This is a genomic window from Shewanella sp. 5S214, from assembly GCF_041439795.1.
Lineage (GTDB): Bacteria > Pseudomonadota > Gammaproteobacteria > Enterobacterales > Shewanellaceae > Shewanella > Shewanella vesiculosa.
Genome location: NZ_JBGOOV010000029.1, coordinates 44,266 through 70,847 on the forward strand (window position 1 = coordinate 44,266; position 26,582 = coordinate 70,847).

A 26,582-nucleotide genomic window follows, 5' to 3' on the forward strand; every position below is an offset into this window, starting at 1 on the left:
AGTGTTAGATGGACATAAAAAACAATTGCGGATTATAGTCCGTGGCTTTATAAGCCGCAACTTTAGATAGTCTTTCTTTTTAATGAGATTAAAAATGAAAGACTTAGCAGTACAATTTGGACGAAAAATAAGAGCTAAACGTAAAATTCTTGGAATCTCACAGGATAAAATGGCTTTATTAGCGGAAATGGATCGCAGTTATGCAGGAAGAATTGAGCGTGGTGAAGTTAACATTACACTAGAAAAGGTATATCAATTAGCTGAAGTGCTCGAGTGTGATGTAAAGGAGTTACTTCCATGACGATAAATATTACAGTTTCTAGACACCGATCCGGTCAGAGCTTTCTAACCAATCAACGGTATTAAAATCAAATTCTTTTTTTTGAATTATTCTCAGTAGAGATATGAGTTTTAAGCTCAAAATTTTCTTTAACCACATTAAGATATTGCTCTAATAACTTTTCATAATCATTTCTTAACTCTTTATACTTAGCACTCATTGCTTGTTTTTTGTCTGAATCTAACTTTTGTCGCTTAGTTGCTGATGTTTCAAATGAAGTTAGACGGTCAAGATGTGCTGCTTTTATTGCAGCGCATAGTTCAGGGAAGCGCAGAGGTCTAATATAGCCTTTAGGTTTTGCTTTGCCTGCTTCCAATGCAACTGTAAGGTTACTAATACGGAAGCCAGGTTCATTAGTATTAACAATAAGAGTATTTTCGCTTTGGATTCTTTCTAAAGCCTCCCAATATTTCTCTTGAGCAAATGATCTAGACATTGTTTTTGTTCCCTTCAATGGAAAAAATTCTGTTGGAAAGTGCGGTGTCAATCGCTTTAATTTCCTTTTTTATTTGAAGTGCGAAAGGACTACGTGGATCAAACTGGGCTAACTTGAGATTAAAGTTATGCCTCGTTACTTCAAGTTTTACTGCTGAAACACTGTTAAGCACTGCGTTTTCGCACAGAACACATGCAGTAATTGATGTGAATGCAGCTTTCTCACAGGAACTTAATGAACAACATCCTCCTAGTGGCGTTTTCTTGTACGCTAGTTTACCTTTTTTGACAGCTTTACGAACATTATCCCGACTTTCGAAGATGGCAGGCATGGTTCCTAATTCCTTTTTGCGTTGTAAAAATGATCCGTAAACGCCAAAAAGAATATCATCAGTTTTAACTACATCTTCCCAGATAGAATCTACCTCTGCATCACACTGCTCATCTCGAAATTCATTCACAAAAGCTTTAAGGGATTTATTACCACTAGATTCATCTGTATTTGCCAAAATAAAGTTATCAGCATAAGACGCGCTATTTGCATAATACGCAGTCATTTTGTTACTTAGATGCTGAAGATTAGTTTGTAAAGAGGGAAGAGATATAAGTCCACTACGTGCTGCATAGACTACAAGTGTTCGGCGAAATTGATGATTTGCAAAAGGAAAACATACTCCAACTTTGATACCTCGACTTTGCCAGTCACTATCTGGATTTAACCTTTGTAATTCATCAATATCTTCATCAGTTACGCAAAAGCGAGTAGGAGCAGATGTAAATGGTTCGTAAGGTCTCCATCCAGTAAATGCATTAAAATTGTTAAACGAAGGGTGGTTAAAAAATGGGTTTATTTGTGTTTTTCCCACTAGTGCGGGAAATAGTGGGTACATTGACTGGTCTACACTGTCTATATCAATCGATTTGTATTTGGAATAAAAAATTCGTACTAAAGTCTGTATTGATTTGTTGTAGTCAATAAACAAATCCGAAGTAAACCAGCTTGCAAACCTTGCTGATTCAGACTCTAACTTTGTAGTCCATGAACGAATAAAACAAGCCTCCTCTCCCTCAAGTGAAATCCTTTCAAACCCATTAAATGGCACATTGGAAGATTCCTCAAAGCGCATTCCTGTGAAAATCATCACTAGAGCTCTTCCAGATGAAAAGTAATAGCTAAAAAATACTTTAAGGTCCTTAAAGTGGCTAATACCGAATGGCTGCAGTGCCTTCCAGTACCTTTCTTGACTTTTAGAAAACCGTAGCGACCACCGTCTGGAGTTCCAAATATTATTGGGGATTTGATCAATGCATGTAAATTTATCATTATTAGATGATTCAAGACAAATAGAAATACTATCAGCTAACAATCTCTCAATAACCTCATGAACTAAAAGTTTTTTTCCATTAAAAATGAAATCTGTCTCAGAAAATATTGAACCAAGAATGTGAGAGCACTCTGTGATAATTTCTGCAAACAACCTCGTCGGTATTACAAGTGTTTGGTTAACGATTCGATTTTTTTTGAAAATGTGATAGCATTTTAAAACAAATTTATAAGCCTTGTTTTCTGGATAAAAATCAAACGCAGAAAAGAGAGCTGATAATTTACCTAGTCTATTGTATGAAGCTAAAATCGAGCTGAATTTCCGGAATTTTTCTGATTCAGATAACTTATTATTAACTTCAATTTCTTGAAGTGCCGAAATATCATTTAAAGATTGCCGAAAAGAAATACCCTTTTTGGTTGCATTATCAGCAAAAAAAAATAAATCTCTTATAGCGCCGTCAACTGTTCTCATTGTTTTAAAGTTCGGATAATATATGAGATAAAAACTACACAACTTAAGGTCGTCATACACCTCTTTACTATCTGTTTTATCTGCTTCGTAAAATCTCGTAAAGTTAATTCTAAGCTCTCGGCTTGCGTAATGAGAAAAATCCCATCGCAAATCTTTAAACCTACTGACTACATTGCCCACTTTATCTCGACTAATAACATGATTTTCATTGATAGCAAGATAATTAGGGTGGATTCCATCAGGGCAAATACTTGAATCAAAGCCTAAATCCTCTAAAAATGTGGGAATAAATTTACTCATACTTTTAAGCTCAGCTCAATTAAGAAATCATAATGCTCATCCCAAAAGGAATCGATAATCCCATGCTCAATATCACATTGAACATCAGAAATAATCGACTCAGTTTGTGGATAATTATCTCGAATATATTGAATTATTTCGTCAATACGATGAAAAGTTGGTGCTAGAGTACTTATGTACTGATCTGATACACCAATATTGAGTTTCACGAGTTTTAGCAGCTCTTTAAGTCCTAAAAGCTTTCCAATATCTTCCTTATCAGGAACTATTGAATAATGCTCGCAAAATAAACATGTTTCTGGTCTGGAGCAATCTGGTTGGGGAGCTAACGGACTAAAACCTTCAATTAAGAGAGGGATCTTTTTTTGGGTATTTGAACAATGTCCTGCTGGTGTATGAAAATCTTGCTTCGCAGACTTCGAGACCCCTATATTAACTAGTCTAGGCCGAGCACGCTCAAGAGCAGACTCAAACATCTTCTGATAAAAATCTGAAAATTCACGACTCTGCTCTAAAGGAGAATTAACCGTGTAGTGGGATAAGAGGGTGTTGATATTGTTTCCAAGCTTTTTGGATGTGATGACTAGATTCCCTTGTGACAGTTTTAGGAAGTCAACAGCTAAACCTTTTCTAATTTGAGTCGGAGTAATCAGAGGAATGTCAAAATCGTGAGCTTTAATAAATAGCTTTAAAGGAGATAAAGTTGCATCTGAATCAAGTTGCTTATGAGAATTAATCGGGTGGAAAAACCAAAAGTCTTCATCTTCAAAAAGATTAACAACGTACGAACGTAGTTTCTTAAATTTATTAAATGTCGATAGAAAATTAGCTCCGAATTCGGGATATACTATTTTATTGTTGGCTCTTCCTTTAAGCCCGCTAAAACGAATTCCACGAGTAGATTTCGGAGTCTCTGAAGTGACTTTTAGATGCGTAAGAACAGTAGGATTAATCCCAGTAGATGCATAAAAACAAGCTATGAAGGCACTTTGTGCCAGAACATAAGACTTAGATAAGGAAACTGAAGGTGTTATAAAAGAACGATGAGCTTTCGCTTGATTTGTAGCTACACGAATCTTACGACGGAGCTCTCTGTCGCCATTTATTAAGTTATCGACAGTAGCGCTATTTTCTCCGTTTCTTGAGAAATTAGGCCAACTAAAATCAGGGTTAAGTATAATATCACTAAGACTGCTTGGGTCTAAATAAATGTGGGGAATTAATTTTTTCCTAACAGGAAGCATAAGTTTAATAGGTGCGTATTCTTGCCTTATAATTCCATCCGCAAGTTCATGAAATAGAGCATATGAAAATTTTATAAATGCATCTCTATTAGCAGACTCAGGCGCAGATACAACATTACATTTATCCCTCCCTCTTTTAATAGTGGGTACATATCTAATGATATCTATTTCCGATCTCTCAAAGTGATGTAACAAGAAAAAACGAACACACCTTTGCTTAGATGCTGCTGTAGCTCTTTTGAGAGATTGTGGATTATTTGGAGCAAGTTTAATTCTATGCTTAAGGTTATCTGTAAAATCTCTATAAATAGCAATGAAGCCTTCAAATGTTTTTGTTCGATCATTAGAATCAGAGTATTTCTCACAAAATTCAAAAAAATTAAGGCATATTTTGATTATATTTCTTAGAGTTGAAGTCGATTTAGTGATCACTTCTGTTCTAAAATGCTCAATGAGAGATCTTACGAGGTCTATCCTCCAATCTTCTTTTGATTCAATAACAACATCAGCAATTTTTCCACCATAATAATTTTCTTGGCTTCGAGGGTTTAATCTGTATCGCCTTATGCTGAAGCATAGTGACCCTATATCAAAATAACTATCACCAGACTTCGTAATGTCATTAAGTTTAATAACAACGCTCTCGGGCTTTAATATTTCAATATTTTGATTAAGTATATCTATAATCGTCACAGGCCGATTTTGATAAATGTTTTCACTTAACTGCATTTAATACTCACCGAAGAGGTTTTTCTCATATAATTCAGTAGTAGTCTCCATATCGCTGAGCATCTCATCGAAGTCAAGGTATCTCTGAGTGACAGAAATGTCTTTATGGCCCATTCGATCTCTCACAGTTATAAGAAGTTTTATTCCTGAAATACCTGAAGCTGATAAACGCCTAACTAAATTCATACCAAATGTTGCACGCAGATCATGTATCCTAAAGGATTTCACCTCCACATGATTATCCAGCATTGATTTAACTAAATTTTTTAAAAGTTTATCAACTGACCCTCCGGTCTTAATTATAAATTTCTTAATGTTAATATCAGGTATAGCCACTTCTTTTTGGCGCTCAAGTATTTCCTTTTTAGATGTATAAAATGGGTTTCCATCTCGGGTAAGAAATAAATAGTTGTTTCGTGTTTTACCATAATAAGAAACAAACATTCGTTTTTCATGAACTTCGCTTATTGAATAGATGTAAAGGCATTCTATGATATCGGGACTAAACAATAGCTTGTGGCTTGTCCCGTTTTTAGTATCAATATCTCTGAATCTCCCTGTATTCAGTTCTATACTAATCCTTGCTTTTCCAGCTTTTCGTCTACTCTCTAATTCTGAACATAAGTAGTCAATATGATGATTTCTGATTGTGCAAATAGTCTGCAATCTTGCTCCTGTCGTCACAGCTATCTTTATAAGTAGACTAAGTGCAGTATTTGAATCTGGAGAATCTATATAGGTTTTTAGGACTCTTTGTTCGGCAATGCTCAACGGACGAAGTATTCCTCCATCTTTGATACGATCAACTGGAACTTGAGGTGCTGGAATCTTAATTGATATGTCCGCAGCTTCAATTTTTTTTATGCGGCTAAAACCGTCACCACTTATGTAAGCAATGAGGCTCTCAATCGTCTGGTAGGGGGAATTCTCTAACATTTCTGGATTTAATAACTTCCACTTTACGATATGCTTGTAAAAATCAATTACTGCTCTAATACAATTAGCTGCATATGAAACACTCAATCCCTCGTAGATTAACTCACTCAATTTGGCCCTAAAACGATAGGGAGCTTTTTGTCTATTATTTTTTGGTAGATGCAAAAAATTTAAGTTTGAATGTTCCAGGAATCTAAGATATGCCAATAAGCCCTTTGCGCGGGTATTAACCGACTCCATTTCCCAAGGTTGTTTCTGCTGTACAAGACTCATTAAATATGAATTAGCTATATCCCATGGAAGTCCGTTACTTTGAATTAATACTGGAAACTTAGGGTAATAATCATGCTCTCTAACATAATTATGACCCTGCCATGAAGCAGAAGGGTTATCAAACTCTAGCTGACCGAACCTAAACTGATTTAGGTAGGTTATTTTAGCGCTTGAATTAAAATGTTCGTTAAACTTAAAAGCCATGACATTTCGCTTAAAAATACAAATTTAATTCCAATAAGCGTAGTTAATGTATGTGTTATGTCAACTTTAGGGATAAGTAGTAGGTGTGATTAAATACTTACTTAGTCGTGGGTGCCTGGCACAGGAAAAAGCATGTTAGCTAATCGAATTATCCCACTATTACCCAAACTCACCTACGATGAGGCCATTGAAGTGGCTGCCATTCACTCTGTCGCCGGATTACATATTAAACCACAAAGTTTCCTTAACCGCCCTTTTCGCTCGCCGCATCATACGTCATCATCGATTGCGCTTATTGGTGGTGGCAGTCATCCAAAACCTGGGGAAATATCGTTGGCTCACCGTGGTATATTATTTCTTGACGAAATAGCTGAGTTCCCTCGAAAAGTATTAGATTGCCTGCGAGAGCCACTAGAAACCGGTCAAGTTGAGATATCACGCGCAGCCGCTAAACTGACTTTTTTGAGTCGATTTCAACTCATCGCGGCAATGAACCCCAGCCCCTGTGGCGATACGGAACGTACTCGTTCTACCCCTGATCAAATTCAACGTTACTTATCACGTCTATCGGGACCTTTTTTGGATCGTTTCGATTTAACCGTTGATGTACCCAAACTGCCAGCTGGCACCTTAACCCAACAACATCAACCCAGTGAGTCCAGCGTTGAAATCGCTAAACGGGTTAAACAAGCACGCGATCGACAACTCAACCGGTCTGGAGTATTGAATAGTGAATTAAGCCCAAAACAACTCAAACAAGACGGCGGGATAACTCAAGCAGATTTGGCTTTTTTGGAGCAAAGTGTGGTGAGTTTAGGGTTGTCTGTTCGCAGTTTTCATCGTATTCAACGGGTATCTCGCACCATTGCCGACTTACAGCAATCACCAACCACCGAACGCAGTCATATTGCTCAAGCCCTTGGCTATAGGGCAATGGACCGATTACTGGCAAAATTGAATCAGCAATAAGCGTAATTTAACCTATCGTATTGATTGAGCAAAACAGCGACTACGAGTAACATAGCACTCCGTTTAATAGGAGATACAAATGTCGCTGCTTTCGAAAATCAAAGGTTCAATCGCATTCTTATGTTATGTCATTAATACCATTTTTTGGACCATCCCGATCTTAGCATTTAGTTTTGTAAAATTGATCCCTATTGGTATTTGCCAAAAAATCTGCAGCTATATTCTTGATAATTGCGCCACAGCTTGGATTAGCGTCAATACCGTCATCGAAGCTATTTTTCATCCGATGCGTATTCGCGTTACAGGTGATCAATCATTTTCGGAACAAGAGTGGTATATGGTTATTGCTAACCATCAATCCTGGGTCGACATCCTCATTTTACAACGAGTATTTAATCGCAAGATCCCCTTTTTAAAGTTTTTCCTAAAACAAGAACTGATTTTTGTGCCCGTACTAGGCTTGGCTTGGTGGGCATTAGACTTTCCTTTTATGCGCCGTTATAGCACATCACAATTGCGCAAAAACCCTAAATTGAAAGGGAAAGACATTGAAATCACACGTAAAGCATGTGAAAAATTTAAAACTAAGCCTGTGAGTATAATGAACTTTGTTGAAGGTACGCGTTTTACTGCAGCTAAACACGATAAACAAGCATCACCTTTTCAACATCTTTTAAAACCTAAAGCTGGTGGTATGGCGTTTGCTCTTTCAGCCATGGGTGAACACATTAACAAGCTGGTTAATGTCACTATATATTACCCTGATACGGTACCCACATATTGGCAATATATCAGTGGCGGGTTGTCAGAGGTGAGAGTCGACATCAAAATCACTGATATTCCTCAGAGGATGCGAGGTGATTACCTAAAAGATCGTGAGTTTAAAATTGAATTTCAAGAGCAGCTCAATCAGCTTTGGCTTAAAAAAGATTTACAGTTACAGGAATTTTCTTCGCAAGCAAAGCAAGAGGTATAACAAGGAATGCTGTCTTTTCTACCAGGTCCGATACTGTTTATTATTAGTCTGTCACTATTGATCATCAATACCGCAATATGGAGCACCTTATTGACCATTGGTGGGGTGGTAAAATTATTACTGCCTTTCTTGCCCGTTCGTCGACTGTTAACGCGAATAATGAACCGATTCATGTGGGCGTGGGCAACATGCAATGGTGGTATTTTATATTTAATCTCAAATATAGAATGGGACGTCGAAGGTCTAGATAAACTTGACCCTAATGGCTGGTATTTATTGATCAGTAATCATGTGAGTGGTTTCGATATAGCAGCCCAAACATACTTATTGCGTAACCACATTCCAATGTTGAAATTCTTTTTAAAAAAAGAACTCATCTATGTGCCCATTATGGGTCTAGGTTGCTGGGCACTCGATATGCCATTTATGGATCGCACCAGTGCTGCCAAACTGAAAAAAAATCCTAAATTAAAAGGCAAAGATCTGCAAACAACCCGCAAAGCTTGTGAACGATTTAAGCACATGCCGACATCCATTATTAATTATGTCGAAGGGAGTCGGTTTACCGAAGAAAAACGCCTGCGTCAAAACTCACCTTATCGCCATTTGTTACGTCCTAAAGCGAGCGGTATCGCTTTTACACTTTCAGCAATGGGCGAACAATTTACCGGACTGCTCAATATCACTTTAGTGTATCCAGAAACGTCAGAAAAAGTATTAGCCAATGTCATGCATGGGCGCACTAAAAAAGTGGTTATGCGTGTTGAAACGCTACCCGTGCCTAAAGTGGATTCAGAAATTTACTTTTCAAGCCCTGAAAACCGTGTCGAATTTCAGCGCTGGTTAAATCAGCTCTGGTTAGATAAAGACCAGCAAATTGATGACATAATGAAAGTTTACCAACAGTAATAAGGGTATTGGATAGGTTTAATTGTCAGAAAGTCGACAAATGACGATTTTCTGTTGCGTTGAGCATGTAAAACTGTCAGTTTTAGAAATAAAATAGTTTTCAGATAACTCAATTGATAAAATTAGTTAACAACTGAATCTGCAAAGCTTAAATTAGCATATCATTGTTAACATAATTAAAATTTTTCGCAGCCTTCCAATGAAATGTTTATAGGTGAAATTTGAATTTTCGTGCCTTAACGCTTGCAACACACTGGCTAATTTTGGTCATTACATTGAGTTTCTCAGTGTCTGTTGCAGCGCAAAAAAATGCTCCTTATGACAGCCTAACTGAAGTAAAATTTGAGCACTTTGATACCAAGGATGGCCTAAATCAAAACTCTATTACTCGCCTTTTCATGGACAGTGCGGGAATGCTATGGATAGGTACTCAAGACGGTCTGCACAGTTATAATGGTGTAGACTTTAGCTTGTATTTGAAACAACAAAAAAGCACTAACTCTATTTCAGGCAATTTTATCACTGATATTTTGCAGTCACCTGACGGCGATTTATGGGTCGGTACTCTCAATAATGGTCTCAATAGGTTAAATTTAACCACAGGCAAATTTACTCAGTTTAAAAAAGCTCAAGGCTTGCTAGATCTTCAGGTGACCAAACTTGATGTTATCGGTGATACCCTTTGGATCGGCACACGTTCAGGTCTTTACATTCTCTCGCTCAAAACAGAAAAAATAACCTCCGTTAGCCTAGGCAATAACATTGCTCCTGAAATTACCACTATCGCTAACATCGACAATAAGTACATTGTTGTCGGTACTCAAGCGCATGGCATATTTGCCATCGACAGTAACACTATCATTCGACTTGATATTCCGGTCAATATGACAGTAAATCAAATTAAATCGAGCTCAATCTATTCAGTTTGGTTAGCGATTAATAATCAAATTTGGCGCTACAATCTTGATACCCATGAAAAAGAACTCATTTGGACAAATGAAAATAGTTACGGATACAACCGTAATATTGCAGACTTTGTGGTGATTAATGCCAATCAGATTTTTGCTATCGGCAATAACAATGGCCTTTTTCAGCTGGATTTTTTTGATGAACAATGGCATAGCAGGCATTACAAGTATAATCCGCAAACCCTCAATACCATCAGTGCTAATAATCTGCAAAACCTAATGCTTGATCCAAATGGCACCTTATGGATTGGCACAGGTTATTCAGGAATTGATAAACTCTCTCTTACCAATCAATACTTTAGCCATCTCTACGATTACCAAACTGATACCCCAGGCATGGCAAACATGATCCGGGCTATTTTTCGCGATAAGCAGCAACGCCTGTGGGTTGGTACTGATGGTGCAGGGCTTAAATATTTAGCTCCTAATGACCATCAATATCACTATATTAATGAATTATTTGCTAAAACATTAGCAATACCAGCAGAAGAGTTATCGTTTGTAGTACACGACATAGTGCAAGATAACCAAGGTTTACTGTGGTTTGCCACCAATATAGGACTGTTTACTCTCGATAACAACAACACCCTCAAACAAGTAAAACCTGCAAATGAGCAATTTAGTACCGATACCAAGTTTCGCAGTTTAACCATTGATGACAAAGGCCGTTTATGGATAGCAAGTTCACAGGGGTTGTATTTCATCTCTGAATATAGTCACACTATGATGGCTTATAACTTTGGCTTTCAAGATGACTTTTCACCCTATAAATACCAGATTATTAAGCTCTATTTTAGCCAAGGTTATTTATGGCTAGGCACCATGGGCGGTGTCGTTAGGCTCTCTGCTGAAGCGCAACAATTAGTGCTGTTAAACCACGACCCAGAAAATCCTTACAGCATTAGTGATAACCGTGTTAGAGACTTTTTACTGGCCGATAACGGTGATTTTTGGGTAGCAACCCATGGTGGTATAGACAAGCTAACGATTGAATACGGTACATTTAACTTTGAACGGATGGACGTTAACGCGGATAACAGTAGCAATACGGTTTATGCCATTTTAGAAGATGACGCACACGATTTGTGGCTCAGCACTAACTCAGGGATTTCACGATTTACTCCAAGTACTCAGAGCTTTATTTCCTATAATAAATTCGAAGGTCTACAAGCTAACGAGTTTAATGGTACTGCCAAATTTAAAGAGGCGAATGGCGCCTTATGGTTTGGCGGTATTAGAGGGCTTAATCAGTTTAACCCCAGCACGATTCCCACTCAGAGAGCGGAGAATAAACTGGCGCTAACGAAATACACCGTAGGTGAAGACCAGCATCCTATTCTCGACTTAAGCCATGCACCTCACATTGTCATGCCTTATGAACAACAACTGATCAGTTTTGAAATCGGCTCACTCAATTTTAATTACCCTGGATTAAACCGTTTTAGTTACTTTTTAGACGGCTATGATAGTGATTGGCATGAGTTATCTAACGGCAATGACATCACTTATACGAACTTGCCGCCGGGTGAGTACACCTTAATGGTTCGCCATGCTCTGGGAACCAATAGATACAGTCAATATACACTAAATATAAATGTATCAGTCATCCCGCCTATTTACATGACCAAGATGGCCTATGCACTTTATGCCACATTTGGGTTATTTATTATTATTTGGATTTTTTCGACTAGAAAGAAAAAACGAGCTAAACAACGCGAGTTTGACAGCAGTATCCGCGCATCTGAAGAGCGTCTCAAATTAGCGCTTTGGGCTTCTGGCGACGGTATGTGGGATTGGAATATTAAGGACGATAAAGTTTATCGCACTAATATGATTGAGCCGATGAATTTATCATTAACAGATCAACTATTGATTAAAAATATTGATCCAGAAGATAAGCCTCGGGTTCAACAACTGCTTAACGAACATCTCAATGGCGACAGTGAGTTTTTTGAAGCTGAGTACCGTGTTGAAACCAAACCCGGAGAATGGGCTTGGGTACTAGACCGGGGCCAAATCGTTGAACGTGATCACAATAATATTCCTATACGGATGGCGGGAACACATAAAGATATTACGAGTCGTAAAATTACCGAAAATGAACTTAAACTGTCATCACAAGTATTATTCAGTATGAACGAAGCCGTTGTCGTCGGCGAGTTGGATTACCAAATCCGTTCAATCAACCCTGCGTTTAGCCGTATAACTGGCTTTAAACACCGTGATGTTGTTGGTAAGCACTTCTTATTTTTGACCATGGGTAAGCAGTCTCGAGAATTTTATAATGCTGTTGAAACCCAACTACTAAGACACAAACATTGGGCTGGTGAAATTCATATTCGAACTCGCGATCGACGCGGTATTCTTGCATGGTTAGAGATCAACCAAGTCATCGATAATAAAGGTGAAACCAGTCACTTTGTTGCAGTATTTACTGATATTACCGCACGTAAAAAAGCTGAAGAAGATTTACGTGTATTGGCTAACTTTGATCCACTGACCGGACTGCCTAACCGCACTCTGTTTCAAGACCGACTAAATCAAGCAGTAACCAAAGCCCATCGCGCCAATAGTATCGTGGCATTATTATTTTTAGATCTCGATCGATTTAAACATATTAACGACTCAATGGGCCACCATATTGGTGATTTGCTGCTTAAAGCCGTCGCCCATCGTCTACAAAATGCTGTACGAGATGGCGACACGGTTGCTCGTTTGGGCGGAGATGAATTTACCATTATTTTAGAAGGCGTGGCTAAAACTAAAGCGGCCACTATTATTGCGGAAAAAGTGTTACATGCATTTCAAACCCCATTCTTACTAGACGATAAAGTACTGACGATCTCACCGTCAATTGGTATCAGTTTGTATCCAGAAGATGCTAAAGATACTACATCGTTGATTAAGTACGCCGACACAGCCATGTATCATGCTAAATCATTGGGGCGAAACAATTTCCAATTCTATACTGAACAGTTAAACCAATATGCAACACGTTATGTTCAATTAGAAGCAGGGCTAAAAAAGGCGATTCAAGACAACGAATTATATTTGGTTTATCAACCTAAATATGATGTTAAAACTGAAAAGATTATCGGCGTTGAAGCCTTAATGCGTTGGGAGAGTCCAGAGCTAGGGCTTATTTCACCAGTTGAGTTTATCCCGCTGGCAGAAGAAACGGGTATCATTAACCAGATTGGTCACTGGGCGATTAACCAAGCCTGTAGTCAATTGGCACAATGGCATGCGCTTGGTTTTGAGCATATATCTGTCGCGGTAAACCTTTCGGCTAGACAGTTAAAAGCCGATATAATTTCTATCATAGAGGTCGCATTAGCCGTCTCTGGATTACCAGCAAGCGCCCTAGAGCTCGAATTAACAGAATCAATGATCATGGGCAATCCTCAAGATTCTGTCGCGATATTGGCGCAATTAAAGGCACTAGGGTTAACTATTGCTGTTGATGATTTTGGTACTGGTTACTCTAGCTTAAGCTATTTAAAGCGCTTCCCTATTGATACTTTGAAAATTGATAAAGAATTTGTGCGTGATATCACTGAAGACCCTGATGATGCCGCCATCACTAGCGCGATTATTACTTTAGCCCACAGTTTAGATCTTAACGTTGTTGCTGAAGGCGTAGAAACCCAAGCACAATTAAATTTCTTACGTGAAGGTGGTTGTGATCAAGTTCAAGGCTTCTTACTCAGTAAACCCTTAAGTGCCGATGACTGCATGACTTTATTAACATACGACAAAACTGACACTCGTCATTTTTAAGATAAAATAAAAGCTCCCAAGGGAGCTTTTATTATTATGAACATAATAAACTAAACTATGGAGCAACGCGCTCAATACGCTTTACCCAGCCTGCTGGTGCAGGAATATGGCCTTTTTGTAACTCAGTAAATACTTTATAGATACGTTTGATATTAGGCCCAACATTACCATCACCGACTGTGATAATGCGTCCATCCTCAAAAATATATGAACTAACAGGTGATACTACTGCAGCGGTACCAAAACCGCCCGCTTCAATAATTTCGCCAGACTCAATATCAGCAACAAACTTATCTAACATTACAGTTTCTTGTCTCACTTCACATCCAAGTAAATCGCCCAACTCAAGAATCGATTGCGAGGTGATTGACTTTAAAATCGTATCGGTAAATGTCGGAATAATTACCGTACCGTCTTTTAAAATATGAAAATGATTCATTGCGCCAACTTCTTCAATTTGAGTGTTGGTTGAATCTAGATACAGCACTTGCGCAGCACCATATTCAGCTGCCGCTTTGCCTGCACGTAAAGAAGCGGCATAGTTACCCGAAGCCTTTGACGCTCCCGTACCACCAGAAACAGCACGATGAAACTTAGTCGTAATTAATAAGCGAATACCATTATTAACCCCAGAAGCATAATAAGCACCAGATGGGCTTAACATGACGCAAAAAGTGTATTGCTGGCTTGGGCTAACTGACAAGCGATCTTCAGTGGCAAAAATGAAAGGTCGAATGTATAAACAGGCACCATCTTGCTGCGGGAACCACAAACGATCAACATCAATAAGGGCATTAATCGCCTTTACTTGCATCGCTTCATCGATATTTGGAATACACACAATATCGGCAGAACGATTCATACGCTCAGCATTTTTATTTAAACGGAAAGTATAAATCTCACCGTCTTCATGCATAAATGCTTTTGCACCTTCAAAAATCGATTGACCATAATGCAATGTCATTGCACCTGGCGCCATTTCAAAAGGACCATAAGGCACTATGCGCGGATCGCACCATTGACCATCACGGTAATCCATTAAAAACATGTGATCAGTACGAAGTCGACCAAAACCAACATCACCTTCTGGTTTAAAGGGTTCTGTGCGGCGCTCTGACGCTGATTTTAAATTATATTTTATGTCCATTGCATACCACCTTAAAAACTGAGCTTGCAGACTATGGAGGCTAGAGATTAATGTCAAGTCGCAGCCATATATCCTAAATCAAAATACGTCAATTGAACGTAACAAGCATCAATATATTTATTCAAATTGCAACAGACAAACTGTCAGTGCATGTCTGATTTTCATCGCGCGCTAATTAATCAAAGTGAATCCATTAAGGCTAATCACAGACTTAAGGCAATAACTCGTTTACCACCGCGGCAATCACTGATATTTCAACTAAGTATTCCGGCTCCGCAATCGCAGCTTGCACACATGCTCTTGCAGGAGCATGGCCCACTGGCAACCAACTATCCCATACTAGGTTCATAGCATCGTAATCTGTCATGTCTTTGAGGTAAATAGTCGCGGATAAAATATGATCGCGTCGGCTACCAGCTTGTGCCAGTAAACGATCAACCTGTTCAAGCATGCTCGCCGTTTGAGTATTAATGTCTGCGTACTTATCATTTGCAACTTGGCCACACAGGTAAACAGTATCATTATGGATCACAATACTGCTCATTCGCTCACTGACATCGTGTCGAGTAATTATCATAACTAAGTCTTTTATTACCATAGAGGGCAGATGAAAATAGCGCGATCTCAGATAAAGTACAATATAGTACGATTTATTGAATATATTTTAGCCACTTAGTTTTAAAGGCTATTCCTATAGGCCTTGTCACTGCTAGAATCGGGATTCCATCCAGAAACGTATAGGACTCCCCATGAGCCTTGAATTATTGTCCCAACTGGAAAACAAAATCCAGGCAACTCTCGAAAATATTGAGCTACTAAAAATGGAGCTTGATGAAGAGAAGCAAAAGAATGAAGCATTAGTATTACAGCAGCAAGAATTGACACAAAAAAACCAACAATTGCAGCAGGACCTAAACTCTTGGAGTGATAAGGTCAACGGCCTTGTTGGTTTATTGAATAACGAAATCTAAATGGATTGATACTGCTTTGATTGTGTTTCAATCAAGGCATTTAGTTCGCTGATAGCCTGCTTAACTTTTGGCAGGCTTTTTTTCGTCTGTAAAAAGCGGCCCTTATCAAACTCAAGTAACCCTAAGTCTTTTACCCAGATAACACCACTCAAAAAAATCCTCGCATGCTTAACAATTAATTTAGGTGCATACACAGGGAACCTTCTCATACGATTTCCTCCAACAAGATAACATATGTAAATTGCGATGAAATAACGACAATAAGTTATGTATAACTCGACAGATAGAAGTCTAAAGCGCCGATAAAACCACTTAACACGACTATTCACTTTTTGTTTAGTTTTCTAGTTGAGCCACTACAAGGTTAATGTCAAAAGATTAGACCACGTGCCCGCGGAAGAGTTTCATCAATACGCTATTTTTTATCAGGTTGATCAATCCAAAAACAAAAACGACACTTTAATGCCGCTTGCCAATATTTTGACGCCATGTTAGGATCTTTAGTGTTACTCAGGGTAAAAAAGAGTTATTTAACTCATCTCCGTATCGTCTTTTATAGACATACGGTTTTTTTTTGCCTGACACTTTTTGCTTACGGCCTTTTGATTAACGTTTTTGCCGCAACGTAATATCCGCTCCCCCACCACAATACACTCCCTATAAATAATGCTACCAAGCTGCTCTTTTACAGGCGAATAAGTGACGACTGGCCCTTGCCAGCATTTAAATCACAAATATTCAGGCAACAAAAAAGGAGCCTAAGCTCCTTTTAAAATATCAGCAGTCAACACTACTTTTTATTCATAGACGTTAAGTAATATGCAATATCAATTAACTCGTCATAAGATTTAATTGAGCTTGTTTCAACACGATATTTACCATTAACAACCAATGAAGGCACACCTGAAATTTTCGCATTCTCAGTATCACGCTTCATTTTAGACATCTTGGCATTCACCATAAATGATTTTGCTGCGGCATCATAAGCTTTACCATCTATGCCATTAGCAATAAATATCGCTCTGATATCATCAGGACGGGTGAACTGCTGACGTTTTTCATGGATAGCGCTAAACAAAGCTGCTTCCATTTTTTTCTCAACATTAAGCTGCTGCGCAACTGCAAATGCACGAGACATTTCAACACCCATTTCACGGCCAATAAACTCAACATGTTCCTGATTAAAGCTTACGCCTTCAGGTAAAGTCGCTTCTATTTTTGGCACCACAGTTTTAGAAAAATTAAAACAATGTGGGCAGTAAAAGGAGAAAAACTCAGTAATTTCTGGCTTGGCAGTTTCAGGGCCATCACTAATCACAGTGTAATGAACACCTTCTTTATAATCGGCAGCCATCGCAGCCATCGGCGCTAGCAAGAGTGCAGCAGCCATCAGTAATGCTTTTTTCATTTTACTTCCTTCTAATAGGCAAAATATAAATACGCTGGCTCTATCATAGTCTAGCGTTAGCCTGTAACTCAATTGCTAGCTAATTGTATTTGTAACTAAATACGATTAGGTAGTGATTATGAAATATTGTTAATTAAAACTGGGTAAACTCAGCGGAGGTTCATTGAGCGTAGATAACTGCTCTTTAAACGCTAGCGTTTGTTGTTCCCAGTACTTTATATCACCAAACCATGGAAAATTCATTGGAAATGCTGGGTCTTGCCAGCGTTTGGCTAACCACGCATTATAATGCACCATCCTGAAAGCCCTTAACGGCTCAATCAGAGCCAGCTGTTTTGCATCAAAATCACAAAACTCTTGATAGCCTTCTAATAAAATATCAAGTTGCAACAACTGTTGATGGCGATCACCAGTTAACATCATCCACAAATCTTGTATTGCTGGGCCTTGCCTGGCATCGTCTAAGTCAACAAATCCGGGGCCGTCTGGGGTCCATAAAATATTACTAGGGTGCAAGTCTCCGTGCAGGCGTATAGGCGTAAAACGATTTTGCTGCCATATCTGCTTGGCTTTATCTAAGACCTGCTCAACTACGGTAAAAAAAGCCGTTTGCATCGCGCTTGAAACCATATCACTTTCACGTAAATAGCGATAAGACTCATCTCCCAAAATCTCCGGTGTTAGCGATTCACGGTACTTAAAAGGTTGTGTTGCACCATACTGATGAATTCGCCCAATAAAACGGCCCACCGATTCGAGTTGATCTAAATTATCAACTTCAAATGCCCGACCACCAATAGAGGGGAACAGTCCAAAACGATAACCTTGATACTCAAATAAGGTTTTACCCTCGATAACCACAGGAACAGCAATAGGAATATCTTCGGCCGCTAAAGCCAAGGCGTAATCATGTTCTTCTTGAATTTGCTCATTACTCCAACGATGTGGTCGATAGAACTTGACCACATAGCGCCTCCCTTGGTCACAACGGAACTGATACACTCTATTTTCGTAACTGTTTAGCGCTAATAATCCCGTTTCAGGGAAGATACCAATGCTTTCAATGGCATCAAGAATGAGATCGGGTCTCAGTGCCTGAAAATGAAATTCTGCGCCCGTACGGTTATCCATGTATGCCTTCTTTAGTCGTTTGAATATGTGGAGCAAGTAGCGTTAACAAAAACGCTAGTACGTCTAATTCTGCAGCGCTATCGGTAGATATCCAACAAATATCACCATAAAACTCATAATGTAACCATAGAGGACTGCCTTCAAAGTTCAGCAACCATTGGTGGCGATCTGCGCCCCATTGGCGCTCACGGATTTCGCAATCAAGTGCCGCCGCCAGCGGTTCTGCAAATCGTTCAAACTGCTCAAAATCCACCTCAGCTTTAATAATAAGACTTAATGATGCGGGATCTAATTGGGCTGACAATAATTTCATAAATTAACTCGACTAAAATAATTCAATTAACTGCTGCAAGACATAATTAGGCCTTGCCCCCATTCTGGTGGGCGTTTAGCAAAATCTTCCATCTCGGGCTGTTCGTCAAAAGGACGACTTAACAATTGTTGGAGTTGCAATAGCTTACTGTTATCGCCACTTTCTTCTATATCAATAATGGCCTCTTGCGCGAGGTAATTACGCAAAATGTATTTCGGGTTAGCACTATTGCGCTCACCTTGCCACGCATTGACATCTGCCACTTCACCCACTCGCTTTTGATAAGCTTGATACCAAGTATCAAAGCCTGCAAGATCGACCATATCATCACGTAAAGTACAATAAGAGCTACTCGGGTCAATTTGACCCACACGACGTAAACTATTGGTGTAATCAAGTTGATTCGCTTCCAGTAAAACAGTTAACTGCCCCACGAGCTGTAAATCTTGCTGATCCAGCTCAGCTTGAGCCGCCTGAGTGCATGTATTTGAGTTAATGCTCGCTTGAGGCAGCCCTAATTTGGCGCGCATTAGGCTTAAATACTGGTTAACTAATTCAGTTTGATAAGTATTTAAGGCCGCAATTAAATCATCAGCATCAATAATGGGCGAGAGTGCTTGGGCTAAACGTTTAAGGTTCCACAGACCTACTCCGGGCTGCTGGCCAAATGCATAACGGCCCTCGTGATCAGAGTGGTTACAGATAAAGTTTTCTTTAAAAGTATCTAAAAATGCAAAGGGGCCAAAGTCGAAGGTGTCACCGAGTATCGACATATTGTCGGTATTCATTACCCCGTGAGCAAAACCAATGGACTGCCAATGGGCAATCATTTTTGCAGTAGATTGCACCACCTCATAAAACCACTGCTTATAACCCGCAGCATCGGCGGATAAGTGGGTAAAGTGCTGCTGAATCGTAAAATTCACTAATTGAGTCAACTTTCCAGCATCACCGCTTTCGCTGTGAAAAAAATATTCAAAATGACCAAAACGAATATGACTTTTAGCCAGGCGTACCGTAATAGCTGCTGTTTCTTGGCTTTCACGCCATACAGGTAAGTCGGAACCGATAACGGCTAATGCGCGGCTTGTGGGCACATTAAGCGCCGCAAGCGCTTCTGATACTAAAAACTCGCGCACCGCAGAGCGCATTACTGCCCGGCCATCACCTTGGCGAGAGTAAGGTGTTGGGCCGCCACCTTTTAACGCGACATCCCAAGCACCATTAGGGCCAATAGCTTCACCTAATATAATTGAGCGACCATCGCCTAATCTGGGAGTGTAACCGCCAAATTGATGACCACTATATACTTGCGCATAATAACTGGCGCCAGGCGCGGCATAGTTAGCCGATAACTGCATCAGCAATTCATTATTAGGTTTTTGTAATCCAATCAGTTTCGCGGCGTCATCACTCCAACCAAGCCAATGAGGATTGCTGATGGGTAGCGGATAAACTTGTGAATAAAATCCGTCTAATTGTTCAAAAAAATCTTGCTTAAAGTGCATCATATACAGCACCAACAACCTGACTTTTACATTGTAATTGCTGTTGTTCATTTACCTGACACTGTTCACCACAAGCAAAAGCTTTCTCTGCTGGCAATGATGATGCCTGTAAGCGTAACATTCCTGCACCTTTAGCTTGGCATTGTTCTAATGAATTGTAATAACCAGAAATATGCTCTTGCAGGACAATTTGCGTCGGCACAGGCGTGTGGTCAGCCACATAAAATAAGGTCCATTCTGGAGTACGCATACACCCGCCAAGTAAGACAAGCGTGGCAGTTATCAGCAATATTGTAGTCAATGTACGGGTCATTAATATCATTTTAAACCTTAAAATCATTGGATCTGAAGCAACAAAAAAGCGAACCAAGGTCCGCTTTCCTTTTGAATATCATACCTGATATCCATGCAACAGTATTGATTAGCCTATTAGCTCGCTTTAGCTTTAGCTTTTTCGATGCGTTTTATTCGCCCTTCAAACCCAGTGACAGTTCCATCAGTTAACTGGTATTCAAGTGCTTGCTGGCACACCTTAAGCGCTTCATCAAATTGACCAACATCATTTAACAAGGTTGATAACTGCATAAACACTGGCGCTTTGATATCGTCAGTATTTTTTTGAGCCACATGTTGCTGATGCAGTGAGCGATAGAGCTCTAAATAGGTTAGCTGCAATGCTGCGCCATATTGGCAATAATCAGCTTGCTTACGCATTTTATAACAATGGTTAATCACACTGACTAAACCATCATGCTGACCTTGAAGATCTGTGGCATTGTTGGCTACTTCAACCTGCTGTTGCAAACTCTCACTAGCCCAATCGCCTTTAGCGGGCTCCAAACTCAATCCTCCAGCTTGGAGAGTCGACACTGCAGTCGCAGATGTATCCGCTGATCCAGTTTCAGCATGAGTCAAGCTCTCTGTAGTTTCAGAATCATTTGGCTCAGCATCTGGCTCGGTCGTGAGTTTTACGTTTGGAGTTTCGACAGGTGAAGCGTTCACTGATGGACTCTTAGCATGACTCAAGGTATCTGTAGTTTCAGAATCATTTAGCTCAGCATCTGGCTCGGTCGTGAGCTTTATTTTTGGAGTATCGACAGGAGAAGCGTTAACTGATGGACTCTTAGCATGACTCAAGGTTTCTGTGATTTCAGAATCATTTAGCTCTGCATCTGGCTCGGCAGTGAGTTCTGCTTGTTGAGTATCGACAGGCGAAGTATTAGCGGTTGTACTTGGTTCATCGACCAATGTAGCCGATGTGCTCTGAGGGGCATTAATAACAGAATCGCCTAAAACGACATCAGCTGCCGGTTTATCTAATTCCTTATGCTCTGCAACCGTCGTATCGGTAGCGGCTGGCGATGACGGTTGAGCAACTTCAGATGATGACGAATGCGCAGTGGCATTGCTATCGGTTTTATCAAGTTCTTGTTTTGCCACTGCTTGAGTGCGTCTGTATAGGTACAGAGCAATTGCAACCAATACTAGCATTAAAATGATCTTCATTAGGCTTCCACCTTGCTGATTAAGTGCCATAACACACTATTTGTTCTCACTCACAACGACATTTATTGTGAGGTAATGTAAAGGGTTAATGATAGCGCGCTGTTTTTTTAAGCATCTACCATTATTATTTCAATGTACACTATAAAAGCGACTATTTATCTATTTTAATCTGTAAAAAGGCATACATAGCCGATCATTTGAGCACTGGTTCAATCTTTTTTGCGATCTTAACCTCATATAAAGTTAATTTTGGGCCGAATATCAAAGTTAACCACACTCAGTTTGTCAGCTGTTATCATCGAGCTTACACTGCCAATATCAGACTATTTTACTAAGGTATTAAATCGAGGATAACCTTATGGCTGAAGCAGAATTATTGAGTGACCAATTACTCTATGAGTTTCGCACTATGCAAGCTATGGTGGAAATCTACTGTAAAGTGCACCACCCACTCAAACCAGCCAGAGATGTGTGCCTACAATGTAGTGAGTTTCTAAGCTATGCCAACACTCGTTTAGATCGTTGCCCCTACGGCCAACAAAAACCAACGTGTAATAAATGCCCAGTGCACTGCTACAAACCCCATATGAAACAAAGAGCCCGTGAAATTATGATGTTTGCTGGGCCAAGAATGTTATTACCACATCCCATTATGGCGATTAAGCATTTACTTGCTGAGCGTAAACCTGCACCAGGTTTACCACCAGAAAAAGCCTCAAACAGACATTTTCGCAAAGCTGAGCAAGGTTAACAATCGTAAACTACTTGCTTTGCAGAAAGTAGGTTAGTATTCACTGTCGTCCAAGAGAGTGAAAATGAACCAATTTAACGATTTATTTATTCAAACATACTGGTGGCTTTCCTTACTCGGAGGCATTCATTGCCTTGGAGTGGGCCTGTATGTTCATTATATTTATCAAAGCAGCACTCGCAGCCACAGTCTACTCGCCGGAATATTTTTACTCATCGGTTGTTATTTTTTAACCGGGTTGCTAACGCAAGAAACAGCTCCAATACCAATCCATTTGGCCCTAACGTTATTTATTCCTATCTATTTTTTACTCATGCCCATGCTGTATTTATATTGTAAAAGCAGCTTAACCGAACAAGACTACCAACCGCTGATCATTAAACATTTTGGCGGGGCTATTTTGGCCGCCTTAGTCACCAGTTCAGCCATCTTGTTTCATATTAGTATCGCCCCTAAAAACTTACATAACACTATTACATCACTCGCTGAGTTAAACACGATTAACCTATTAGCCGTCATTTTACCCCTATTATTAATGCTGCAAACCATGGGTTATTCTTGGGCGATTTATCGCTTATTGTCACGCTATCGACCACAATATTTAGCCAGTAGGCAACCTAACTTACAAGTCATTCGTTTTCGCTGGTTAAGCGTATTAACCATAGGTATTTTGATTAATTGGGTGCTGCGAATTGTATTGGTATATTTACCATTTTACTTAGGTGATTCAGTGTCCTTGTTAACCCAAGCTATAACTCGATTAAGCCTTCTACTCACAGTCTATGTGTTTGCCTTGTATGGTATCCATCAAGTCACACGATCAGCCTATTTGCGCGGTGCACTCAACGCCAGCAGCAAAGATGATACGTCACAGTCGCAACTTAAAGCTCATTCGCTACTAGACGATGAAGAAATCACCTATTTACAGCAGTTAATGACCAATAAAGATGGACGCGATACCAGTCAATACGCGACTAAAAATGGCAGTGATAAAAAAGACTAACGGCGCATGTCTCACGTTAACATTATGCTTAAGAGCGTATTGCGAGTAGCCGAATATAAATGTTTATTAACGCACGCTATGTAAGGGTTATGCTACTCTAAGGCCAGTTTTATCATGACAATATAGTCACCGAGGTTATTTATGAAACGTTCAATTAGCTTAGTGTTTTCCAGTTTTCTCGTATTAATAAGCTTCGCGTTTTCAGCTCCTAGTTTTGCTGACGAAGCAGCTTATAACGATGCAACTACCAATTTTAAAAAGGCCAACGAAAGCCGACATTTATTTGATTCAGCTTATGGTTATGCAATCTTCCCCAGTGTCGCCAAAGGGGGAATAGGTATTGGTGCAGCTTATGGTAACGGTCGAGTGTATCAGGCAGGCTCGTACATGGGTGATTCTACATTAACCCAACTATCAATCGGTTTTCAGCTAGGCGGACAGGCCTATAGCGAAATAATCTTCTTTAAAGATGCCAAAGCATACAATGATTTTACCAGCGGCAGTTTTGAGTTTAGCGCTCAAGCGTCAGCAGTAGCAATTAACCTTGGTGCTAATGCTCAAGTTGGCACCACAGGTAATTCTGCGGGTGCAGGACAAGCTGGCAGTAATCATGCTGCGACTGCAGCCTACATCAATGGCATGGCGATATTTACCGCCGCTAAAGGTGGGTTAATGTTTGAAGCCGCCCTAGCAGGTCAGTCATTTACTTTTGATGGTAAGTAACCGCGACGAGTCTTAACACTCTTAAGTACATAACATTCAGGCTGCCCTTGGCAGCCTGAATTATTTTGAATAAGTGATTTTTAAGGTATGGAGTGTGGCCACTAACGTCGTGGCGCTTCGCCCACCCCAGACCAAGAGGAAACCAACGGCTGTTCCCTCTTTACTCTTTATAAAAGAATTAGCCCAGCCGCCCGCAACATTTTCGCTATTTACAAAACAAGAGCTGCGAAAATTCGCCATGGGGGGTCAGATTTAACTTTGACCTACATTTGCAGACTGCTTCGGCCCATTTTGCAATAAAGAGTGAAAATGCTAACGCTTCCGATGGGGCGTCCCTTCCCCTCGAAAGCTAGCTCGCCATCCTTGGCTAGCTCACGCTATTTTCTTCAACGTCCTCAAGTTCAGAGTTGAATTTATACATTTTTAAGCAGAGACTAGATCGCTTTTTGGACAAAAGTGAGTCAAGCATTTAACTCAAAGCTGTTTATATTCAAATTAGTAACAATATTGAAGGATTTTGTACATCAATACGAGTAGTAACTGTTGGTACTCATTATTTACGTGATACTGTCGCCAACACAGTCACTGTGCTACATACGACGAGTACAATACCTAAATGCTGAACTACAGCAGCTAGTAATAAGCCACCACCAATCATTAGGTAATACATCTGCCCAAAGAGAGCGCCTGCGCTACCAACTTGCTGTTTATATTCGGCTAAAGCGACACTCAGTACATTTGGGATAGCAATACCAAATGAACTAGCCACGAGTATCATGGGAGTAATAAACCAGATTGAACCCAGCGTAAGATAAACCCCAACAGCACCAATTGTTAGCAGCGTAGCAGATACCCATAGTAGAAAGCGCTGAGACATTTTTTTTGACAAAAGAGCTTTATTTAAATAGCTGCTAAGTAACATACCAATACCCAACACAATACCGCTGTAACCAAATTGCTCGGAGCCAAAACCGAGGTCGACAAAAATAAATGCGCCAAGTTGGTAATAAGAAAATATCGCAATGTTGTATAGCGCCACCAAGAGTGCTGACAGTAAAATTTGCGTATCTTTCACCATTCGAAGGCTTAAGCAAACAAGTTGTATCGGTTGCTTTTCTTTTTGCGTTTCAGGGAGTTTAAACAGGTTATAAATAAATAATGCCAGTGCCATGGCAAATAGGGCTAAGAACACATAGTGATGACCACCAATTGCAGTTAGTTGACCGCCTAATAGCATTCCTAGCACGGGACTAATTGAGATCCCAATTCCCATTAGGCTAAATACTTTACCTAACTCTTCGCCATTAAACGCATCACGAAGCATAGTCTGTGTCACAACTGAGCCAACCGCTATTCCGAATGCACTTAATACTCGCGCAAGCATAAGCGTAGGAAAGTTGTCAGTTTGCATTGCGACTAAGGCGCCACAACCATAAATAAAAAGACCAATAATCATTGTTGGCCGTCTGCCCAATTTGTCCGCTAATATCCCCCAAACAACAACACCAAATGCAAAGGCTAAAAAGTAAATAGATAGCGTTTGAGCTGCTTGGGAAGAGCTTACAGAGAATGATTGCGCAATAGAGCCCAAAGCAGGGCTGTAAATGGTTTCAACGACTTGTGGGAACATCAACATAACAACCATCAGCCATAGAGAAGGTTTGGTATTCATCTAGAATCATCATTATAAATTAACTTGGCACGCAGTATAAATGGGACTACTCTTTTCCAATTAACAACATAAAAACCAAAAACATCGAAATTCGGACAAATGGCAATTATTAATCAAAAAACCCAATTCGAGCCTGATAGCTTAAACTCTTGCGTTGTTGGAATAGCCGCAGAGGTAGGAAAACATGACTCAGGCATGCATCAACACAAGAAAGGCCAATTACTTTTTGCACCTCAAGGTTGTATGAGCTTTGCTTTAGAAAACTCCATCTGCATTTTACCCCCCATAAAAGCGGTTTGGATCCCCCCATCTACCCAACATCGCGCGACGATGACAAATGTAGTCGCTTACCGTTCCCTGTACTTCGATTGCACAGTTTTTCAATGCCCAAGCGACATTACAATGATTGAAGTGAATGCTTTGCTAAAGGCACTAATTGATAAAATGGCGCTATGGACATGGGATAAACCTGAAGATGAGATGAAGAATACGACAGCCCTTTTTTGGGAAGAATTTTATGCCGCTAAACGCCTAATGCCGATCAGTTAAGCGGTAAAACGAGAAAATTTAACTGATCGGTTGACCGA

At 39.8% G+C, this 26,582-nt stretch carries 23 protein-coding genes and 1 pseudogene; 10 read left to right on the forward strand and 14 right to left on the reverse strand.

Annotation, left to right across the window (positions count from 1 at the left end; genetic code table 11):
- Nucleotides 1-94 precede the first annotated feature (94 nt).
- Nucleotides 95-301 carry a helix-turn-helix domain-containing protein gene (locus tag ACED29_RS17245; protein WP_371698194.1) on the forward strand — a complete coding sequence of 69 codons (207 nt, stop codon included), beginning with the start codon at nucleotides 95-97 and terminating at the stop codon, nucleotides 299-301.
- A 67-nt stretch (nucleotides 302-368) separates the two neighbouring features.
- Here ACED29_RS17245 and ACED29_RS17250 read toward each other — a convergent pair whose 3' ends face one another.
- The 4 genes from ACED29_RS17250 to ACED29_RS17265 are packed head-to-tail and all read right to left on the reverse strand — an operon-like array spanning nucleotide 369 to nucleotide 6,260.
- Nucleotides 369-776: a hypothetical protein gene (locus tag ACED29_RS17250; RefSeq protein ID WP_371698195.1), complete on the reverse strand. Its 408-nt coding sequence runs from the start codon at nucleotides 774-776 to the stop codon at nucleotides 369-371.
- Nucleotides 769-2,874, reverse strand: a complete 2,106-nt coding sequence (locus ACED29_RS17255) for a hypothetical protein (protein ID WP_371698196.1) — start codon at nucleotides 2,872-2,874, stop codon at nucleotides 769-771. Before ACED29_RS17255 ends, ACED29_RS17250 begins: the two co-directional genes overlap by 8 nt.
- Nucleotides 2,871-4,847 carry a hypothetical protein gene (locus ACED29_RS17260; RefSeq protein ID WP_371698197.1) on the reverse strand — a complete coding sequence of 659 codons (1,977 nt, stop codon included), beginning with the start codon at nucleotides 4,845-4,847 and terminating at the stop codon, nucleotides 2,871-2,873. The genes ACED29_RS17255 and ACED29_RS17260 overlap by 4 nt, the downstream gene beginning before the upstream one ends.
- A complete protein-coding gene (locus tag ACED29_RS17265) occupies nucleotides 4,848-6,260 on the reverse strand; it encodes a hypothetical protein (RefSeq protein WP_371698199.1) in 1,413 nt (470 codons plus the stop codon). It abuts the gene before it with no gap.
- A 114-nt stretch (nucleotides 6,261-6,374) separates the two neighbouring features.
- Here ACED29_RS17265 and ACED29_RS17270 point away from each other — a divergent pair.
- From ACED29_RS17270 to ACED29_RS17285, 4 genes and pseudogenes are all read left to right on the forward strand, one after another.
- Nucleotides 6,375-7,229 (forward strand): annotated as a pseudogene (locus ACED29_RS17270) (YifB family Mg chelatase-like AAA ATPase); the annotation flags it as partial.
- A 79-nt stretch (nucleotides 7,230-7,308) separates the two neighbouring features.
- A complete protein-coding gene (locus tag ACED29_RS17275; protein WP_371698201.1) occupies nucleotides 7,309-8,205 on the forward strand; it encodes an acyltransferase in 897 nt (298 codons plus the stop codon).
- Between the two features lie 6 nt (nucleotides 8,206-8,211).
- Complete coding sequence (locus ACED29_RS17280) at nucleotides 8,212-9,114, forward strand: acyltransferase (protein ID WP_347690402.1); 903 nt, start codon at nucleotides 8,212-8,214, stop codon at nucleotides 9,112-9,114.
- Nucleotides 9,115-9,335: 221 nt separating this feature from the next.
- Complete coding sequence (locus ACED29_RS17285) at nucleotides 9,336-13,862, forward strand: EAL domain-containing protein (protein ID WP_371698202.1); 4,527 nt, start codon at nucleotides 9,336-9,338, stop codon at nucleotides 13,860-13,862.
- A 55-nt stretch (nucleotides 13,863-13,917) separates the two neighbouring features.
- Here ACED29_RS17285 and ACED29_RS17290 read toward each other — a convergent pair whose 3' ends face one another.
- Together ACED29_RS17290 and ACED29_RS17295 are read right to left on the reverse strand one after the other, a co-directional pair.
- Nucleotides 13,918-15,009, reverse strand: a complete 1,092-nt coding sequence (locus ACED29_RS17290) for a branched-chain amino acid aminotransferase (RefSeq protein WP_124017525.1) — start codon at nucleotides 15,007-15,009, stop codon at nucleotides 13,918-13,920.
- 211 nt (nucleotides 15,010-15,220) lie between these two features.
- Nucleotides 15,221-15,586: a RidA family protein gene (locus ACED29_RS17295; RefSeq protein WP_124017524.1), complete on the reverse strand. Its 366-nt coding sequence runs from the start codon at nucleotides 15,584-15,586 to the stop codon at nucleotides 15,221-15,223.
- Nucleotides 15,587-15,758: 172 nt separating this feature from the next.
- Between ACED29_RS17295 and ACED29_RS17300 the strand changes: the two genes are divergently transcribed.
- The gene (locus ACED29_RS17300) at nucleotides 15,759-15,980 is read left to right on the forward strand and encodes a cell division protein ZapB (protein WP_124017523.1); all 222 of its coding nucleotides are present in this window, start codon (nucleotides 15,759-15,761) and stop codon (nucleotides 15,978-15,980) included.
- Here ACED29_RS17300 and ACED29_RS17305 read toward each other — a convergent pair.
- The 7 genes from ACED29_RS17305 to ACED29_RS17335 form a co-directional block, all read right to left on the reverse strand.
- The gene (locus ACED29_RS17305; protein ID WP_124017522.1) at nucleotides 15,977-16,189 is read right to left on the reverse strand and encodes a DUF1107 domain-containing protein; all 213 of its coding nucleotides are present in this window, start codon (nucleotides 16,187-16,189) and stop codon (nucleotides 15,977-15,979) included. The two genes, ACED29_RS17300 and ACED29_RS17305, sit on opposite strands and share 4 nt — an antisense overlap.
- 581 nt (nucleotides 16,190-16,770) lie before the next feature.
- Nucleotides 16,771-17,388, reverse strand: a complete 618-nt coding sequence (locus tag ACED29_RS17310; protein ID WP_124017521.1) for a thiol:disulfide interchange protein DsbA/DsbL — start codon at nucleotides 17,386-17,388, stop codon at nucleotides 16,771-16,773.
- Nucleotides 17,389-17,517: 129 nt separating this feature from the next.
- Nucleotides 17,518-18,519 (reverse strand): serine/threonine protein kinase, encoded by a 1,002-nt coding sequence (locus ACED29_RS17315; protein ID WP_371698203.1) that lies wholly within the window; start codon nucleotides 18,517-18,519, stop codon nucleotides 17,518-17,520.
- The gene (locus ACED29_RS17320; RefSeq protein WP_371698204.1) at nucleotides 18,512-18,832 is read right to left on the reverse strand and encodes a DUF3630 family protein; all 321 of its coding nucleotides are present in this window, start codon (nucleotides 18,830-18,832) and stop codon (nucleotides 18,512-18,514) included. The genes ACED29_RS17315 and ACED29_RS17320 overlap by 8 nt, the downstream gene beginning before the upstream one ends.
- Nucleotides 18,833-18,858: 26 nt before the next feature.
- A complete protein-coding gene (locus ACED29_RS17325; protein ID WP_371698211.1) occupies nucleotides 18,859-20,340 on the reverse strand; it encodes a YdiU family protein in 1,482 nt (493 codons plus the stop codon).
- Nucleotides 20,330-20,590, reverse strand: a complete 261-nt coding sequence (locus ACED29_RS17330; protein WP_124017518.1) for a hypothetical protein — start codon at nucleotides 20,588-20,590, stop codon at nucleotides 20,330-20,332. Before ACED29_RS17330 ends, ACED29_RS17325 begins: the two co-directional genes overlap by 11 nt.
- A 179-nt stretch (nucleotides 20,591-20,769) precedes the next feature.
- A complete protein-coding gene (locus ACED29_RS17335; protein WP_371698205.1) occupies nucleotides 20,770-21,846 on the reverse strand; it encodes a hypothetical protein in 1,077 nt (358 codons plus the stop codon).
- Nucleotides 21,847-22,204: 358 nt separating this feature from the next.
- Between ACED29_RS17335 and ACED29_RS17340 the strand changes: the two genes are divergently transcribed.
- From ACED29_RS17340 to ACED29_RS17350, 3 genes are all read left to right on the forward strand, one after another.
- Nucleotides 22,205-22,597 (forward strand): nitrous oxide-stimulated promoter family protein, encoded by a 393-nt coding sequence (locus ACED29_RS17340; protein ID WP_182723110.1) that lies wholly within the window; start codon nucleotides 22,205-22,207, stop codon nucleotides 22,595-22,597.
- Between the two features lie 64 nt (nucleotides 22,598-22,661).
- A complete protein-coding gene (locus ACED29_RS17345; protein ID WP_371698206.1) occupies nucleotides 22,662-23,600 on the forward strand; it encodes a hypothetical protein in 939 nt (312 codons plus the stop codon).
- A gap of 141 nt (nucleotides 23,601-23,741) precedes the next feature.
- Nucleotides 23,742-24,323 carry a lipid-binding SYLF domain-containing protein gene (locus tag ACED29_RS17350; RefSeq protein ID WP_124017514.1) on the forward strand — a complete coding sequence of 194 codons (582 nt, stop codon included), beginning with the start codon at nucleotides 23,742-23,744 and terminating at the stop codon, nucleotides 24,321-24,323.
- A 553-nt stretch (nucleotides 24,324-24,876) separates the two neighbouring features.
- Here the strand turns inward: ACED29_RS17350 and ACED29_RS17355 are convergent.
- Nucleotides 24,877-25,995: a multidrug effflux MFS transporter gene (locus ACED29_RS17355; RefSeq protein ID WP_371698208.1), complete on the reverse strand. Its 1,119-nt coding sequence runs from the start codon at nucleotides 25,993-25,995 to the stop codon at nucleotides 24,877-24,879.
- Between the two features lie 99 nt (nucleotides 25,996-26,094).
- On the opposite strand from ACED29_RS17355, the gene ACED29_RS17360 reads away from it, so the two are divergent.
- The gene (locus ACED29_RS17360; protein WP_371698210.1) at nucleotides 26,095-26,544 is read left to right on the forward strand and encodes an AraC family ligand binding domain-containing protein; all 450 of its coding nucleotides are present in this window, start codon (nucleotides 26,095-26,097) and stop codon (nucleotides 26,542-26,544) included.
- Nucleotides 26,545-26,582: the final 38 nt, after the last annotated feature.

Excerpts from the sequence above, each read along its gene's own strand:
- ACED29_RS17330 (WP_124017518.1), bottom strand. The coding sequence starts at position 20,590 with ATGCGTACTCCAGAATGGACCTTATTTTATGTGGCTGACCACACGCCT.
- ACED29_RS17250 (WP_371698195.1), bottom strand. The coding sequence starts at position 776 with ATGTCTAGATCATTTGCTCAAGAGAAATATTGGGAGGCTTTAGAAAGA.
- ACED29_RS17340 (WP_182723110.1), top strand. The coding sequence starts at position 22,205 with ATGGCTGAAGCAGAATTATTGAGTGACCAATTACTCTATGAGTTTCGC.
- ACED29_RS17260 (WP_371698197.1), bottom strand. The coding sequence starts at position 4,847 with ATGCAGTTAAGTGAAAACATTTATCAAAATCGGCCTGTGACGATTATA.
- ACED29_RS17310 (WP_124017521.1), bottom strand. The coding sequence starts at position 17,388 with ATGAAAAAAGCATTACTGATGGCTGCTGCACTCTTGCTAGCGCCGATG.
- ACED29_RS17300 (WP_124017523.1), top strand. The coding sequence starts at position 15,759 with ATGAGCCTTGAATTATTGTCCCAACTGGAAAACAAAATCCAGGCAACT.
- ACED29_RS17275 (WP_371698201.1), top strand. The coding sequence starts at position 7,309 with ATGTCGCTGCTTTCGAAAATCAAAGGTTCAATCGCATTCTTATGTTAT.
- ACED29_RS17265 (WP_371698199.1), bottom strand. The coding sequence starts at position 6,260 with ATGGCTTTTAAGTTTAACGAACATTTTAATTCAAGCGCTAAAATAACC.
- ACED29_RS17255 (WP_371698196.1), bottom strand. The coding sequence starts at position 2,874 with ATGAGTAAATTTATTCCCACATTTTTAGAGGATTTAGGCTTTGATTCA.
- ACED29_RS17360 (WP_371698210.1), top strand. The coding sequence starts at position 26,095 with ATGGCAATTATTAATCAAAAAACCCAATTCGAGCCTGATAGCTTAAAC.
- ACED29_RS17320 (WP_371698204.1), bottom strand. The coding sequence starts at position 18,832 with ATGAAATTATTGTCAGCCCAATTAGATCCCGCATCATTAAGTCTTATT.
- ACED29_RS17315 (WP_371698203.1), bottom strand. The coding sequence starts at position 18,519 with ATGGATAACCGTACGGGCGCAGAATTTCATTTTCAGGCACTGAGACCC.
- ACED29_RS17345 (WP_371698206.1), top strand. The coding sequence starts at position 22,662 with ATGAACCAATTTAACGATTTATTTATTCAAACATACTGGTGGCTTTCC.
- ACED29_RS17305 (WP_124017522.1), bottom strand. The coding sequence starts at position 16,189 with ATGAGAAGGTTCCCTGTGTATGCACCTAAATTAATTGTTAAGCATGCG.
- ACED29_RS17295 (WP_124017524.1), bottom strand. The coding sequence starts at position 15,586 with ATGATAATTACTCGACACGATGTCAGTGAGCGAATGAGCAGTATTGTG.
- ACED29_RS17350 (WP_124017514.1), top strand. The coding sequence starts at position 23,742 with ATGAAACGTTCAATTAGCTTAGTGTTTTCCAGTTTTCTCGTATTAATA.
- ACED29_RS17245 (WP_371698194.1), top strand. The coding sequence starts at position 95 with ATGAAAGACTTAGCAGTACAATTTGGACGAAAAATAAGAGCTAAACGT.
- ACED29_RS17355 (WP_371698208.1), bottom strand. The coding sequence starts at position 25,995 with ATGAATACCAAACCTTCTCTATGGCTGATGGTTGTTATGTTGATGTTC.
- ACED29_RS17335 (WP_371698205.1), bottom strand. The coding sequence starts at position 21,846 with ATGAAGATCATTTTAATGCTAGTATTGGTTGCAATTGCTCTGTACCTA.
- ACED29_RS17280 (WP_347690402.1), top strand. The coding sequence starts at position 8,212 with ATGCTGTCTTTTCTACCAGGTCCGATACTGTTTATTATTAGTCTGTCA.
- ACED29_RS17325 (WP_371698211.1), bottom strand. The coding sequence starts at position 20,340 with ATGCACTTTAAGCAAGATTTTTTTGAACAATTAGACGGATTTTATTCA.
- ACED29_RS17290 (WP_124017525.1), bottom strand. The coding sequence starts at position 15,009 with ATGGACATAAAATATAATTTAAAATCAGCGTCAGAGCGCCGCACAGAA.